Origin of the sequence: Marivirga tractuosa DSM 4126 (genome assembly GCF_000183425.1) — a bacterium.
Taxonomy (GTDB): domain Bacteria; phylum Bacteroidota; class Bacteroidia; order Cytophagales; family Cyclobacteriaceae; genus Marivirga; species Marivirga tractuosa.
On record NC_014759.1, the window covers coordinates 25,557 to 40,854 of the forward strand.

At 33.5% G+C, this 15,298-nt stretch carries 10 protein-coding genes; 4 read left to right on the top strand and 6 right to left on the bottom strand.

The features are described 5' to 3' along the window. Positions 1 to 16: 16 nt before the first annotated feature. Positions 17 to 373 carry an MmcQ/YjbR family DNA-binding protein gene (locus tag FTRAC_RS00120; protein WP_013452191.1) on the top strand — a complete coding sequence of 119 codons (357 nt, stop codon included), beginning with the start codon at positions 17 to 19 and terminating at the stop codon, positions 371 to 373. Here the strand turns inward: FTRAC_RS00120 and FTRAC_RS00125 are convergent. Then, positions 361 to 1,818, bottom strand: coding sequence for an OmpA family protein (locus FTRAC_RS00125; protein ID WP_013452192.1), 1,458 nt, complete (start codon positions 1,816 to 1,818; stop codon positions 361 to 363). The two genes, FTRAC_RS00120 and FTRAC_RS00125, sit on opposite strands and share 13 nt — an antisense overlap. 445 nt (positions 1,819 to 2,263) lie before the next feature. Between FTRAC_RS00125 and FTRAC_RS00130 the strand changes: the two genes are divergently transcribed. Both FTRAC_RS00130 and FTRAC_RS00135 read left to right on the top strand, forming a co-directional pair. Next, the gene (locus tag FTRAC_RS00130) at positions 2,264 to 2,890 is read left to right on the top strand and encodes an SGNH/GDSL hydrolase family protein (protein ID WP_245546001.1); all 627 of its coding nucleotides are present in this window, start codon (positions 2,264 to 2,266) and stop codon (positions 2,888 to 2,890) included. Next, positions 2,890 to 3,537: a hypothetical protein gene (locus FTRAC_RS00135; protein ID WP_013452194.1), complete on the top strand. Its 648-nt coding sequence runs from the start codon at positions 2,890 to 2,892 to the stop codon at positions 3,535 to 3,537. The genes FTRAC_RS00130 and FTRAC_RS00135 overlap by 1 nt, the downstream gene beginning before the upstream one ends. 89 nt (positions 3,538 to 3,626) lie before the next feature. Here FTRAC_RS00135 and FTRAC_RS00140 read toward each other — a convergent pair whose 3' ends face one another. Further along, positions 3,627 to 4,376: a methyltransferase family protein gene (locus FTRAC_RS00140; protein WP_013452195.1), complete on the bottom strand. Its 750-nt coding sequence runs from the start codon at positions 4,374 to 4,376 to the stop codon at positions 3,627 to 3,629. Positions 4,377 to 4,548: 172 nt separating this feature from the next. Between FTRAC_RS00140 and FTRAC_RS00145 the strand changes: the two genes are divergently transcribed. Beyond that, on the top strand, positions 4,549 to 5,088 hold the full coding sequence (locus FTRAC_RS00145; RefSeq protein ID WP_013452196.1) for a DsrE family protein: 540 nt from the start codon (positions 4,549 to 4,551) through the stop codon (positions 5,086 to 5,088). Between the two features lie 92 nt (positions 5,089 to 5,180). Here FTRAC_RS00145 and FTRAC_RS00150 read toward each other — a convergent pair whose 3' ends face one another. From FTRAC_RS00150 to FTRAC_RS19020, 4 genes are all read right to left on the bottom strand, one after another. Continuing rightward, on the bottom strand, positions 5,181 to 7,463 hold the full coding sequence (locus tag FTRAC_RS00150; protein ID WP_013452197.1) for a DUF5916 domain-containing protein: 2,283 nt from the start codon (positions 7,461 to 7,463) through the stop codon (positions 5,181 to 5,183). A gap of 57 nt (positions 7,464 to 7,520) precedes the next feature. Beyond that, entirely contained in the window at positions 7,521 to 8,537 is a 1,017-nt protein-coding gene (locus tag FTRAC_RS00155) for a response regulator (protein WP_013452198.1), read from the bottom strand. Between the two features lie 81 nt (positions 8,538 to 8,618). Then, complete coding sequence (locus FTRAC_RS00160) at positions 8,619 to 12,641, bottom strand: CheR family methyltransferase (RefSeq protein ID WP_013452199.1); 4,023 nt, start codon at positions 12,639 to 12,641, stop codon at positions 8,619 to 8,621. A 3-nt stretch (positions 12,642 to 12,644) separates the two neighbouring features. Continuing rightward, a complete protein-coding gene (locus FTRAC_RS19020) occupies positions 12,645 to 15,215 on the bottom strand; it encodes a PAS domain-containing sensor histidine kinase (protein WP_013452200.1) in 2,571 nt (856 codons plus the stop codon). Positions 15,216 to 15,298 lie beyond the last annotated feature (83 nt).

A 15,298-nucleotide genomic window follows, 5' to 3' on the forward strand; every position in this document is an offset into this window, starting at 1 on the left:
TTTTGATTTGCTCCAGATGAATATTGAAGAATTTAGAAATTTCTGCATTCAAAAATATGGTGTAACTGAAGAGTTTCCCTTTGATGAAAACACATTGGTTTTTAAGGTAGTGGGTAAAATGTTCGCTTTGATCGATGTAGATTTATTTGAAAGTGTGAATTTGAAATGTGATCCTGAGCAAGCTATAAAATTACGTGAAAAACATGAAGCCGTTAAACCTGGTTATCACATGAATAAAAAGCATTGGAATACCATTGAATTTGACGGAAGCCTGTCAAATAAGGAAATCTTTCATTGGGTAAACCACAGTTACGATTTGGTGGTATCCAAATTATCTAAGAAAATCAGAGAAGAAGTGAATCAGAATAAATAGAATTCTACCCTTCTATTGAGTTCTCTACCTTCGAATTCATCATCATTTGTAGCAATTGGACGTTCTTTTCCTTCACAGCTGATTTCAATTCTATATTGATTTATGCCTCTATCAATTAAGGCATCTTTAACTTTGTTGGCACGACTACATGATAAGTCAATGTTTATATCCTCACCTCCGATTGCATCAGTATGACCTTCTAGCATGATCTTAATTTGAGGGTTTTTCTCAAGCTCTTCACTTATTTTGTCTAGAAGACTATTGAATTTTCCTTGTAATTTGTCAGAGTCAAATTTAAAATAGACATTTCTATTAATTTTTTGACCTTTTGCCCCGGCATCTATCAATTTGATTTCCTCGTCTTTACCTCCTAAACCGATTTTTTCTCCAATTTGAGCTAGAAAACCTTGATTGTTTCTTTCTTGCTCCTTAACATAGTCCATTTCTTGGTCTATCTTTACTGCAACAGGTTGAGACTCCATTGCTGTAGTAGGTTCATCCTGCAATGGTTGCTTCGCATTTGCCACAGATTCAGCATTCTCTGTAGGAATCTTTTCACTCTGCTTGTCGCTTTCTTTAGCTATAATTTCTTCACTTTGAGGTTCCTCAATGATTTCTTTTTTCTTGTTTTGATCTCTAGCTTTTATAATTTCTTCTTTTAATTCTTCGGAAAGCGTTGCTCGCCAAATGTTTCTGTTTTGAGCACCAGAAGGATAGGAATCATAGTAGAGGTAATCGAAACTAGGATCAATTGAAACAAAGGTCTCTTCGAATTTAGTATTAATGACATTTCCTAAATTTTTAGGTTCTGTCCATTCATCCCACCCATCTCCAATTCGGTGCGATATAAATAGATCGGCTGAACCTTCTCCATCATGCCCATAACTAGCAAAGAGGAGTGTATTTCCATCGACTGTTAAGAAAGGAGCGAAATCAGCTTTATCGGTATTGATTGTTTTTCCCATGTGCATGGGTGTACTAAATGTTTTAGAGTTTTCTTGGTAAACGCTGTAATATAAGTCCTGATTACCCTCAGAGTCTTTTCTTTCTACAGCCATTAAAATAACTTTGTACTTGAAATTATAATCATAATCAACATAGGGATTATTATTATAAAAACCATCTATGGGTAATTCTTTTGGATCAGTACTACCTTTTGTGAAAAGAGCTAATTCCGAACTAACTCCCCTGTATTTAGTATTTACGAAAATAAGAGAGTCATCATTTTTGCTGGCTCTTACAAGATCATTTGCTTTTTTGTCATTATAATCTTTACCCAAATTTTTAGGTTTGCTCCAAACTCCTCTTGGATCATACTGACTCACCCATACATCCTGAAAATCTTTTTCGCCTCTGATGTTCTCTGGATGAAATCTTCGGTTCAGATATAGTTTTTTACCATCATCTGAAATAATTGGTCTTACATCTTGCGATTTGCTATTCACATCGCCAGGTATCCCTTCTGTGGTAATTTTATCTTGTGCCTGTACTGTTAGCGCAAATTAGAAAAATAAAAATGCTAAGAGAGTTCTCAATTATGACTTTATTTTTGAAGGTTTGAGTGAATAAGCTGTTATTAAATAATCAAATACTAAAAAAAACGAAAAATATTGAGACGGAACAAACTTTTTCGATCAAGCAGGTATAATTGTATATGAATATTAAAAATTCTCGATATTGAGCCTAATATTTGCGATATTTGTATAATTACTATGTGATAAAACATTGTTTAATTGAATAAGCAACTGTAGTTTTGATCAAACAATGTGATAAGATAATTCCTATTTCAATAAATATATTTTAAATTGCATTTTATTGATAATATGTATTATGAAAATCCTTAGTTCCATCTTAATTTTACCCTTAGTTTTTTTGCTTAATCATAATATAATGGCTCAAGACAAATTATCGTATTTAGCACTTGGAGATTCTTACACTATTGGAGAAGCCGTAGATGTTGCTAAAACATGGCCCAAAGTATTAAGTGATAATCTTAAAAATAGAGGAATTGAGTTACAGCTAGATAGAATGATTGCAACTACGGGTTGGACCACTGATGAGTTGCTAGAAGCAATAGAAGAAGACAGTGTGATCAAAAATACTGAATATAATCTTGTTAGCCTTTTAATTGGGGTTAATAACCAATATAGGGGGTATGGTACTCAACAATATGAAGAAGAATTTGAATTGCTTTTAAGGAAGGCAATTAAATTAGCAGGGAAAAAGGTAGATAGAGTTTTTGTTGTGAGTATTCCGGATTATGGCGTTACGCCATTTGCAATAGAAAGTAATAAAAATACCGATTTGATTGCTAAAGAGTTACATGAATACAATAGCATTGCTAAGAACATTTCTGACCAATATGGTGTTAAATTTTTTGATATTACACCTATCTCATTGAAAGCGATATGGGATGAGGATTTTATAGCTAAAGATAAATTACATCCTTCAGCAAAGATGTATGCTGAATGGGTGGAGTACATAGCCCCTGGAGTATATCAGTTATTAAAAGATTAATGAAGAAGCACATCCATTTATATATAGTAGTAATGCTTGTTTTTACAGCTTGTAAGGACAAAATGGTATGTGCTGCATTTCAAAGTAGCTATATTTTAGATGAAGAAGAACAGAAAAAGAGGTTCTCTCTTTTTGAAGGTGATTCTCTTGTATTGACAGCTTCCGCCTCAACTAGCAATTACAAAACTAATATTTATGGGATTTCCGAAAAGAAGTATGGATATTGGAAGGAACAGGCTTTGTTAAAGGTAAAACAAAAGAATGTATATAGTGAAGAAGTAGATTCATTACTGGATGTACGAAAGAATGGTATTCCAGAAATGGCTGAAGGAGGAGAAGTACAAGAAAAATCCCCCTTTACACCAGAACTAGACTCAGCTCAATTAGCACAAGGAGAAGATGCTTGGGACAATACAAAGAGGTTTAATTATAATGTGGATTTTGTTAACTATATGTTACTTGTCGGCAACGATGTATTAAAGCAGCAAGCCGTTGCTAGGGACTCCGCACAAGCAAAAGCGGAAAGAAATGAGTTAGCGCAATCTAGTGATTCAACAGCTAATGAAAAAAAGGGTTTTCTCAAAAGGATTTTCAGTCCAAAAGAGAAAACTGAAGATGTTGCATCGGACAGTAGCAAAGTAAACTAATTCAAGTGAATAATTAACAGATATGAAAAACAAAAAAAGCTGTTTCAAATTGTTGAGACAGCTTTTTTTGGTTGTTTTTATAAATTGAGTTACCTGTCTTCTTGCTGCATAAGAGCAGATTTTTTAAGAGCTTTTAGAATTAAGTAAAGCACAATTGATATTGCTGCTGCAATGATTAAGTAGATATTAAAATTTTGCGTTCCTTTCAATAGTTCTGCTGTTACGTCAAAAGCACAAAAGATTATAAAAATAGCTGCAAACCCATTTTTTTCCTTTTTCAACACTTTCTTCCAGCTGAATGATAAATTTGGCTTTACAAAATTTTTAAATGAAGGAATAAAGGCGGGTGTTTTTTCTGCCCAATCTGTGTATGTTTCTTTGAATTTTCTCCTTAAGAATTGCTCTTCAGCAAACATAATTCTTTCATAATATACCCAGTAGAAAAGAATGAAAGCCACAATAAACCATATGTTCTCCGTCACCAAAGCAGGACCTAACCACATGAAAAAGTTTCCGACATATAAAGGGTGTCTTACCGTTGAATAAATCCCTGTTGTATTTAGAGTGTCGGCAACTTGCTCACCGGTATTTCTTCCAGAAGTGTTTTTAGGGGTGTGTCCTACCGTATAAGCCCTAATATATTGCCCAAATAAACTTACAGCAATACAAAAGATCAGAAAATAGTTTTTTATTGTGGGGTCTTGAATGAAAAACAATTCGGGATTTAAAGCTGCGTAGACATAAATCGCCATTCCGATAAATAAAATAATAACGGGTAGTGTACCCCTGTATTTGAAAAGCCAAACGCCCTGTTGTTCAAATTCTTCCTGTAATGCCATTAATGATAAAGTTCAATTTAAAAAGTTGCAAATTAACTATTATCTGCGCAAATAATTAAGCTAAATCTTATAAAAAATACTACTATTCTAAATAATATGATTTTGAGGGTTATAAAGAATGATTAATTAGAATTATAATGTAATTTGTAATTCAACTTATAAATGATTCAAAATGCAAAATATCTATTCCTTATTTATTGCTTTTATACTCTGCAGTTCCTCTCTTTTAGCGCAAGAAGCTCAGTTTCCTATTGTCAAAGGATTCGGGGGAATTTATGAAATAGATAATGTTGTGGAGCAATTAGAGAAAAGTCAGCAAGTTAAAATAATTATTGAGCTGGTGTCAGGTAATGAAACTCCAGAAGAACATTCGTTTTGGATAAACAACATTGCTCGACTGATGAATTTGCATGGTATTGAAGGGTTATCCACAAGTGATTTGGAAGTTAAAGTAATTGTTCACGGACCAGCTGTTTTCGATTTACTTTCCCATGGTAATTATTTTGAAAAATATAGAATTCCTAAAAATCCAAATATTGCAGTATGGGAAGCTTTAGAGGAGGCTGGAGCTAATGTTATTATTTGTGGGCAGTCATTAATTGCAAGAGATTTGGGGAGAAATGAAATATGGGAAAAAACTCATGTAGCAACATCTGCATTAACAACCATTACAAAAAACGTTGCTGATGGATATGTATTGATTAAGTTTTGAGTGGGATGATTGTATAGGTATAAGTGAGATGCTAAAGCCAAAATGAACTTTTCATTTCCTTCTATACTTTCTTGTGAATTTAGTACTGTTGTTCACAAGTTTAGCCAGTAAGTTAATTTTAAAACAAGTGCTCTGTTTTTAGTGTTTTCGCCTGGTATAAAATCGACAGGCCCGCTTGGTGCAAAATTTTCAGTGTAGACTAGAAAGATATCAGAGGCTGGCGCAAATCTCCATTGAAAACGTAAGTTGTAATTCACATTATCAAACCGATTATTGTATTGAGCAAAGCCTGTGAAAAATATAGCATCGGTCATGGTCAGATCCAACCTTGGCCCTATTAAGTAAAAGTTGGCTTCTCCAAAGCCTTCTGCTAATTCTATTGAATTGAAATCGTATCGAACTGAAAAAGAACCATATGGCTGGAAACGGTAGCCAACATTTCCATTAACGTTAAATCTGCTACCATTATAAAAACCACCGTAGCTGGTGCTAATATCATAGTTTAACAATGATCTTCTGTCTGATGTGTAATTGGCTTGCAAAACATTCCATTCATAATCTGTCCCTTGCAAGAGCAAGCTGTCATTAAATGGAGCTATAGGGCTGAAGTCAAAAAACATATATTCATAATTTCTACTCAAATTAACAGAAGCAGAAGAAGTATTGGTGAAATTAAAATCATGTGACAGACTGAAAGAACGATCGGTTATTCTACTAAAATCTGAATTGGTGGTATAGGATACATCTAGACTTACGCTATGATTGATGATTTTATTATTTTCAGGATAAAATATGTAAGAAGGACTAAACGATCCTTGATTATAACCCACTCTGGGGACAAATCCCATTTCTGCATTAAAGCCATCTCCAATAGCAGTATGAACCCATCTAACAGAATAGTTTCTTCTTTGATAACGTAAAAAAGCTCCGTGATTATAGGTGCCGTTTTTATTCCAATTATCGAAAGATCGTTGATAATAAAAATCCCCTGCCCAGCGCGTATCTTCGGTAAACAGGTTGAACTCTGCCCCTAAAACTCTATTATAGAGTTTATAACTCGTGGTAGTATCATTTCCTTGGATCTCTCTTCTGGCCACTTGAGGATTATATTCGCTTATATCTTTCCCTTTTTCTATACCTAAGTTTTCTTTGTTGGCAAATACGAAAGCTACATTAGATCTTTTCAGAATATTCTGTTGTAGTGCTACAACGCTATAATTTTGATAAGGAAGTTGTAAATCATCTCTTTTATCAGTCAACATATTTAAAACGCCTATTCGTAGTTTTTCATTGAGTTTACCGCTCATTCTGGCTCCTCCCAAAATAGGTACTTGTTCAGAACGCCCTAAAGTATCGGTTGTAATTCCAATTCTTCTTGAGAAGAAAGCCCTTGATTGTGGAAAACCAAATTTGCTAAAAAGGTCTGCGTTTTCTAAAAAGAATTGTCTGCGCTCTGGAAATTGTACTTCAAAACGACTTAGGTTAATGACTTGCCTATCTACTTCAACTTGCGAGAAATCAGGATTCACAGTCAAATCCAAATTTAAAGAAGGGGAGAGGCCTATTTTTGCATCAAAGCCCGCATTGGCGTTCAGGCCTTTTTCCAATTCAGGCTCTGTGAAATTCTTATCATAATTCCCTAGCGCATAAGGAATGAATGAAATATTAGTTCCAGCAGGGGGTGGATTTTCAGGCCATTTTACTTTTCCAGAAAAAGTAAGTGCTGAAGGGGTATATTGTTGTTCAACTGCAATCCATGAGCTTCTTTCGTTCCTTTTTAGGTGGTTTCGGAAAAACTGCATATTCCAAACCTTATTTTCATCACTATACCTTATGGATTTAAAAGGAATGGCAATTTCTGCCACCCAACGATCATCATATCTTTTTACGTTTGAATACCACTTATTGTCCCAATCTTCATTCACATTGGTGCCTTCATCTATAGTGCCCTCTCTTTGTACACCATAAGGTGTAATACCAAATGAAAATCCATTGGTGAAATCATTATAGGGGTCTATATAGATAGAGAAATTTTCATTAAGGGGCCAATCCCAATCCCTCCTTAAGGATTGCACTACATAACCCTCCTGACCATCAAAACAGGTGATGGCAAAGTAGAAGTTCTTATCATCGTAGGTCATCCTTACTTCTGATTCCATGGCGCTTGGTCGGTCATCATAGGGGATGTTCATATAGAAATTGGTGGCCGCTTCAGAATTGGACCATACAGATTCATTTAATTCACCATCTAAAACAATATTTTCTTTTGTCTTCTGAAGGTTGTATTGTGTTTCTTGTGCCTGGTTTTGGGCATTACAAACTTGTATAAATCCCAAATATAATGATCCTAATATGAGTAGAATAGTCGTTTTCATCGGGTGCAATACTACTAAAAGTAAATAAGGTTATGGAGTAAAATTTTATAAATGGATTTATTTGTCTTTTGAACTAGATTTAGTCACAATACTTCTTATAACATCATCAATTTCATGAGCAGATTTCAATACATTTTTTAGTAATAATGAACACTCTTCATCTACTTCCATAATATGAGCCATATGCTTTTCTTCCAACCTGTTAATAATTCCCATCATTCTGGTTAATGGTGCTCGAACTAAATGAGATTGTTCCCACGCTATGTCCTTTAATTGTTGGTTTTGTTCTTCTATTTGGCGGATATAGGATTCTGTTTCGCTCAAATCAATGGACATTAAAAGTGTGGCATCTATCCCTTGGTACTCAATGGGGTTAACATAAAGCCGCACTTGGATATTATGACCATTTTTTAATTGATGCTGATGCAGATTACCATCTCTTAATATTTCACTTGCATCATGATATTTTTGTAAATCTAGCTTATCAAAATCAGGGTCAATATCTTGCATGCTCATTTCTAAGAATTCTTCCTTCTCATATCCATATTTATCTATGGCTGATTTATTTACCTCGAGAAATCCACCTGTGTTATTATTGATCACCCAAATAGGCTGAGGATTTAATTGGAAAAGTTGTTGATATCTTTTGACAGAATTTTCCAGTTGTTTGTCGATATGTTTTCTTTCAAATGCATAGGTGATGCTTTTTCTCAGTCCTTTACTCGTGATTTCATTCTTAAGTAAGTAATCAGTACAACCCAAGGTTAAGGCTTGAATGGCCGTGTGTATATCATCTTGACCTGTTAAGATGATGATGGGTGTAGAAGGAGCTAAAGCCAAGATTTCTTTTAACAATGTGTCTTTATCAACATCAGGTAGGCTTAAATCCAACAAGATTATTTTGTAAGGATTATTTGGCTCTTTAAGTAAACATTTAGTTTCCTTAAAATCAGAGGCTATATCTAGGTTTAATTTCGGGAATTCATCTTCAAGATAGTCTTTTATTAAAATTTGATCACCTAAATTATCTTCTATTAGTATTACTTTAAGTCCATGATTTTCATTTAATGACATAAGTAGAGGATTTTTTTTTAGTATAGAATTGCATTAAATTATGGTTTAAAAAATACTTTCTAAAGTTCTGGCTTTGTTATTTTAAGAATCAAGTTTTTTACTAATACTAAAATGGATAGTGGTCCCATATCCTTCTTGGCTTTCCACCGTGATTTCACCTAAATGAGTTTCCACAATTTTTTTACATACGGCTAGTCCAATTCCATGGCTCTCATTATCTTCTTGATGTACCTTCTGAAAAATTTTAAATACTCGGTCAAAATCACGCTGAGATATGCCAATGCCATTATCAGCTACAGAAAAAATGTAACTGAATTCATCTTCTGAGGCTTTGAGGGTTATTTCAGGCTTCTTTTCTGACCGATATTTAATGGCATTTTGTATTAAGTTTTGTAATAATCTTCCGAATAGGATAGGATATGCTTTGAAATCACCAATATTATCATTCACGCTAATAATGGCATTGTTTTCTTTTATAAGTTTTTGAAGCGAGAATTTCACTTCCTCGGTCATGTCGTTAAGGTTAATGGTTTTCAATTCCTCATTTAAAACTCCTGACCTAGAATACTCCAACAATGAGTTGATCATCTGGTTCATTTTATCTCCTGCTCCTGCTGCCATTCGCATGTAATTCTCTAATTTTTCATTCAACTCTCCTTTAGATTTTTTCAATATTAATTCTAATATGCTTTTAATATTTCGGGCTGGTTCCTTTAGATCATGTGAGGCAACATAAGCAAATTCTTCTAAGGATTTATTCAAATCTGTAAGCTTATTATTTCGGGATCTTAGTATTTGGTTCAATGACTCAATTTGATTTTCAAATTCTTTTTCACGACTTATTTCAGCTTGAATGGAAAAGAAACCTATAGGTTTTCTGAATCTATCATGTAAAAGTTCACATTGGATATTAGTCCAATACTTATGTCCTTTGTCAGTATAATTAATGATATCCACCTCAAAACCTTTTCTTTCTTTTATGGCATCACTCATGATTTTTACCGTTTTAGGATCTGTTTCCTTTCCTTGTAAAAAATCTCCCGGCTTTCTACCTAACACATACGATTCCTTATAGCCTGTTAATTTAAGAAATGATTCATTTACATAATTAATTTTGCCTTCTAAATCGGTAATGATCACCGCATATTTAGTCTGTTTGGCAATTAATGATAGTTTTTGAATTTCTTCCTCGAAATAAATCCTTCTACTAACGTCCTTACTAATAGCTAGTATTTTAAATAATTCACCACCTTCATTATTAACGGCCGCAAATCGAGTTTCCAACCATTTCGACTCCTTCTTTCCTGTTTTGAGTTCAATTTGGATAGTAGCTGTATTTTCCCCTTTCTTTATTTTATTAAATGTGCTTTTCCATAAGTTTCGGTGGTCTTTGTCTTTAATAAATTTATTGGGATTTATGGTAAGTAAATCTTCAGGGGTCACACCTAAAATTTCTTTTGAAGCAGGTGAAATATACTCTATTTTCCCGTTCAAATCGAGCAAACTAATCATTTCACTTGATTGATTTATAATCAATTTGAATAGCTCAATTTGTGTTTCGAAATCCTGATTAATTTGATTTAAAGCATTTTCATTAAGTTGTATTGAATTATTGGCTTGGGAATATGATGTGATTTCCACAAATGATATTACAACACCTTTAATCTCATTTTTATTCGTTCTAAAGGGAGAAACCCTCATCATAAACTTACGGTCGTTGGGGTCCTGAATGGTCGTTTCAAAAGGCTGTAAATCTCTGTGAACTCCCTCTATTTTATCGGTGAAATTTTCAATTTGAAAGCGAGACCTAAAATGACTGATATGCCTACCTTCATCATGTGGCATCAAATTAAGTATGTCTTTAAGTGCAGGGGTAAACTTCCTAATATTGAGTTCTTCATCTAAAAAAAGTATCGCAATATTGGTGCTGTAAATAAGGTTGTTTAAATCATTATTGGAAGCGGTCAGTTCTTCTACTTTTTCTTGAAACTCTGCATTTACAGTATGTAATTCCTCATTTACTGACTCTAATTCTTCATTTGAACTTTGCAGTTCTTCATTGGATGCTTGTAGTTCCTCGTTGCTTGATTCAAGTTCTTCAATGGTTGTTTGAAGGTTTTCTTTATTTACCTTTAATTCTCTTTCCAGTAGCTCGATTTTTTCTTTGGAGGCTAAATCTAAGTTGATAGGAGAGGTTTTACCTTTCTTTTGTATGCTTTTATTCCCTTCAAACAATGCAATAATCAATACAGACCCATCATCACTTTCTATTTTTTTGAAATAAATATTGAGGAATTTTGTGTCATATATTTTTTCCATTTCCGGAGTGAGCTCCGCATTTTTTAAGCTTACTTCCTTGTCTTCTTGAATAATTTTATTGGCAGCGACCTCAAAAGTTAAACTTAAATTTTCAGGCAACATTCTAAGGATATTGATGCTGACTACGCCTAAAGGTAATTTGAGCCATTGATTAGTTCTTCCTGTGGTATGAACCAAATCAAAATTCTGATTAAATATGACTGCATCAGGGACATATTCTTGAATTAAAAAGTCTCTGATGTTTTCCAACATTTTTTTAGGAGAGATTGAAAATTTACTGTTTGCCGAGCTGATTTGATTTTGGTCTGTTGAAGGAGTCATTTTCATCCTAATGGGTTTCTTATTGGCTCCTTGATCCATTGGTTTTAAGACCTTTTGATTCTTTTTATTTTGAAATATTTTATGTTTTTTATCGAACTCTTGAAATGCAGTATCTTTCTCTCCAACTGATTCACTTGAGCCTAATACTAGGAATCCATTTGATTTCAAGGTGAATTGAAAGAGAGAAAAAAGCTGTTTTTGAATATTAGGATTCAGATAAATTAAAAAATTCCGGCAGCTGACTAAATCAATTTTACTAAATGGAGGATCCTGAATGATATTGTGAACCGTAAAGACAATCATATCACGGATTTCATTCGCAATCTTGTAGCCTTCTTTTTGATGGATAAAATATGCTCCTAAAATATTGGGTTCTATTTCATTCGCAATATTTTCCGGAAAAAAGGGATTGCTAGCCGCTTTTATGGCCTCGACATCCAAGTCCGTTGCAAAGATTTTTACATCATATTGAAGATTATTTTTCCGTAAATAATCTTTTATTAAAATGGCTATAGAGTAGGCTTCTTCCCCACTAGAACAAGCAGGAACCCATACTCTAATATTTTTGGTTTCTGATGCTTGTCTAATTAATTCTGGAATGAGTCTATCTCTGATGGCATCAAAAGTATCGGAATCTCTGAAAAAACGGGTAACTCCTATAAGTAATTCTTTTGCCAATAAAGCCCCTTCAGATTTATTCTTTTTGAGATAATCTAAATATTTATCCAAATTGGAGAAGCCTTGTATACCCATTCTTCTTACCGTTCTCCTGTACATAGTGGAGAATTTGTATCCAGAGAAATCAATTTGGGTTTGATTTTCAACTTCTTTTAGGATATTCTTGATTTGCTTGCTGTTTTCATCTGTCTGAAAATCAAGTAATGTTAACTTTTTATTGCTATTAAAGAATATATCAAGTTCTTTAGGTAAGTCCTCAACGGCACATACTTTATCAACAGAACCGGTATGGATGGCATTTTTGGGCATCCCATCAAATTTTGATGATTCCGGGTCTTGCACTAATACAATTCCTCCTTTTTCTTTAATAAATTTAATTCCTTCGGAGCCATCACTGCCAGTTCCTGATAAAACAATGGCTGCTGAGAGTTCTTGGTTATGCTCAGCTAAAGATTGGAAAAAGGTAGTAATGGGAAAGCTTAACTTTTTATCTTCCTTATCGCTTAATTTTAATTTATTCCCTGAAAGAGTGACAAACTTTTTAGGTGGATTAAGGTAGATGGTATTGGGATCAATAGCCATCCCATCTTCAATAACTTTGATGGGTAAATTAGTATGCCTTGCCAACAACTCATCCATCAAGCTTTTATGGTTGGGGGCTAAATGCTGAATGACTACATAAGCATATCCTGCAATATGATTAGCATAATTAAAAAAGACTTCCAAGGGCTCTAGGCCTCCCGCAGAAGCACCGATGCCTATGATTGGTGTTCGGTTTGTTACCATATTTTATTTCTTTGGGACAGTAAAATAAAAATTGCTTCCTTTTCCAAATTGAGACTCTACCCAAATATTCCCTCCGTATTTTTCTACTATCTTCTTGCAAATGGCCAAGCCTAATCCAGTACCTGAATATTCAGACTTTGAGTGTAATCTTTGAAAAATTATAAAAATTTTCTCGTGATATTTTGGGTCAATTCCTATTCCGTTATCCGATATTTTAAATTGATAGTGCTTTTTAAATTCCTTAAACCTTATCTCAATTTTTCGTCCTTCTCCTTTTTTAGAATACTTGATGGCATTTCCAATAAGATTATGAAAAAGTTGCCTAATGGCTGTTTTGGAATAGTCAATTTCAGGAAGTTCGTCTATTTCCAATTCAATGTTTTTCTTATTGATACTAGAATGAAGGAGACTTAAAACTTCAGCTATTTCATTGTTTAAATCCAGTTTTTGAAGTTCCACTTTCTGCGTGCCAGCTCTTGAGTACTCTAAAAGATCAATGATGATTTGACGCATTCGCTGTGCCCCATCCACTGCAAAATTTATGTAGGTTTGCGCTTTATCATCCAATTGATTCTCATATTTCTTTTGTAATTGTGTTATAAAGCTGGACACCATTCTCAGGGGTTCTTGTAAATCATGAGAGGCGATATAGGCAAATTGCTCCAATTCTTGATTGCTTTGCTCTAATTTGTGCGTATAGTCTTGAAGTTCTTGATTTAATTTCTCCAATTCTTCCTGCTGTTTTTTCTCTAACGTTATATCCCTGAAATAGATGGAGAGACCTCTCTTAGAGGGGTAACTTCTGATATTAAACCACTTATCTAAAAGCTCATCATAAAAGTCGAAAGTTCGGGTTTCATTATTCTTTAAGGCTTTATTGTATTCCTCTTCTGCTATGGTCCCTTTTGCATAATTGAACAAATCCCATTGGTTTTTTCCCAATGCCTCCTCTTGGGTAATATTTAATAATTTTTCTGCTTTTTTATTAAAATAGGTAAAATTTAAATTTTGGTCAACTGCTACAAATGCATCCGAAATACTATCCAAAATTTCACTTTCTTTTTCATAAGCTTCCTCTAAAGCTTTGTCGATGATTTTCTTTTTGGTGATATCTTTATAAAATACAGAAAATCCATGTTCACTTGGATAGATACTTTCGTCAAACCATAAATCATAAAATTGATAATAAAATTCAAATTGAGCTGGTTTCCCTGTCCTGTTTACTTCTTCTAAATAATCTTTGAAAATAGATTTTTTAAGTTGTGGAAACTCTTCAAATGCATTTTTTCCTATAAGATCGTTTCGATCTTTCCCCATGGTTTTTAGTGCACTATTGTTCACATAGGTGAAATTGTAATCTTTATCTAGTGCATAAAAAGCATCTGAAATACTTTCTAATATATTTTCTTTTTCCTTAAGTGTCTCTTCAAGGACTTTTCGATTCCCTACTCTGTCCGTTACATCTGTTACGGTCGAGATCATTAAATCTTGCTCGGTTAGAGGAATATTTTTAGCATCAACATATTTGGTATTTCCTTTTTTGGTGGTGATTTTAATTTCGCTCCACTGCATACGACTCATATTGCCGCTCTCTATATCTGCTGTTATTCTAGCAATAATCTCTTTACGATAATTTTCTTCTGGATATATTTTGTTAAAAAAAGTTGAAACATCTGTTAATTCATTTTCTGGCCAGCCATAAGCTTTGCTAAATTGTTGATTTATAAGGATTTGTTTTCCAGTGCTATTCTCATTCACCGCAACCCCCATAGGTATATGCTGTAAAATGTTTTGTACTAAATCATTTTGTTTTTGTAATTCTAATTCAATTTCTTTCTTTTCTGTTATGTCTGTGCTATGGCAAACTAATCCAATTACTACTTCATTTTCATAGATGGGAGTGAGGTTTGCATGAATCCAAGCCGGTTTAACATAGTCAGCTTCTGATGGAGGAATTTCAATACTTATTTCTTTTCCCTTAAAACATTCATCAAATAAAAGTTTCCATTTATCAATATATTCCGCAGGTAACAACGGGATTTGAAGAATATTCTGACCTACCGTTAAATCAAAACTTGTATCATCCAAAATGCGATTTTTCATGGCCTGATTACTAGCCAATAAATTATAATCTTTATCTATGCTATAGATGAGATTTTGAGTTCCATTAATTAAAGCATGGGAAGATTTAAGAATTTTTTCACCTTCACTTTCCTTATTTTTAATTGAAGTAGATTCTTTTGCAACACAATAGAGTAATTCTTTTTTCTTGTCATATTTAGCAGACCAAACTATTGGCACTGAAAATCCTTTTTTATGAACAAAGTGGTTTTCAAAAAAAGCTACTTCTTTTCCACTTTTTATTTCTTGCTGGATATTAGCTGTCTTATTGAAATCCTGCGGGGCTACAAAATCTAAAAATAGTTTACCTTCTAATTCTTGAGGTTCATATCCCCATATTTTTTTGCATGCATGGCTTACTGAAAGGAAATAGCCTTTCTTATCAATAGTACATAGGATATCCAGACTTAATTCCATGAATTTATCTAAGGATATCTGGATTTGGTTGGACATACTCTTTTGTTAAAAAAAATAAACTATAAAAATATTATTATGTAATTACATAAGTTAATAAATATAGTTATAAGTAAATTCTT

Coding starts and splice junctions, on each gene's coding strand:
- FTRAC_RS00120 (WP_013452191.1), top strand. CDS start 17: ATGAATATTGAAGAATTTAGAAATTTCTGCATTCAAAAATATGGTGTA.
- FTRAC_RS00130 (WP_245546001.1), top strand. CDS start 2,264: ATGGCTCAAGACAAATTATCGTATTTAGCACTTGGAGATTCTTACACT.
- FTRAC_RS00135 (WP_013452194.1), top strand. CDS start 2,890: ATGAAGAAGCACATCCATTTATATATAGTAGTAATGCTTGTTTTTACA.
- FTRAC_RS00140 (WP_013452195.1), bottom strand. CDS start 4,376: ATGGCATTACAGGAAGAATTTGAACAACAGGGCGTTTGGCTTTTCAAA.
- FTRAC_RS00145 (WP_013452196.1), top strand. CDS start 4,549: ATGCAAAATATCTATTCCTTATTTATTGCTTTTATACTCTGCAGTTCC.
- FTRAC_RS00150 (WP_013452197.1), bottom strand. CDS start 7,463: ATGAAAACGACTATTCTACTCATATTAGGATCATTATATTTGGGATTT.
- FTRAC_RS00155 (WP_013452198.1), bottom strand. CDS start 8,537: ATGTCATTAAATGAAAATCATGGACTTAAAGTAATACTAATAGAAGAT.
- FTRAC_RS00160 (WP_013452199.1), bottom strand. CDS start 12,641: ATGGTAACAAACCGAACACCAATCATAGGCATCGGTGCTTCTGCGGGA.
- FTRAC_RS19020 (WP_013452200.1), bottom strand. CDS start 15,215: ATGTCCAACCAAATCCAGATATCCTTAGATAAATTCATGGAATTAAGT.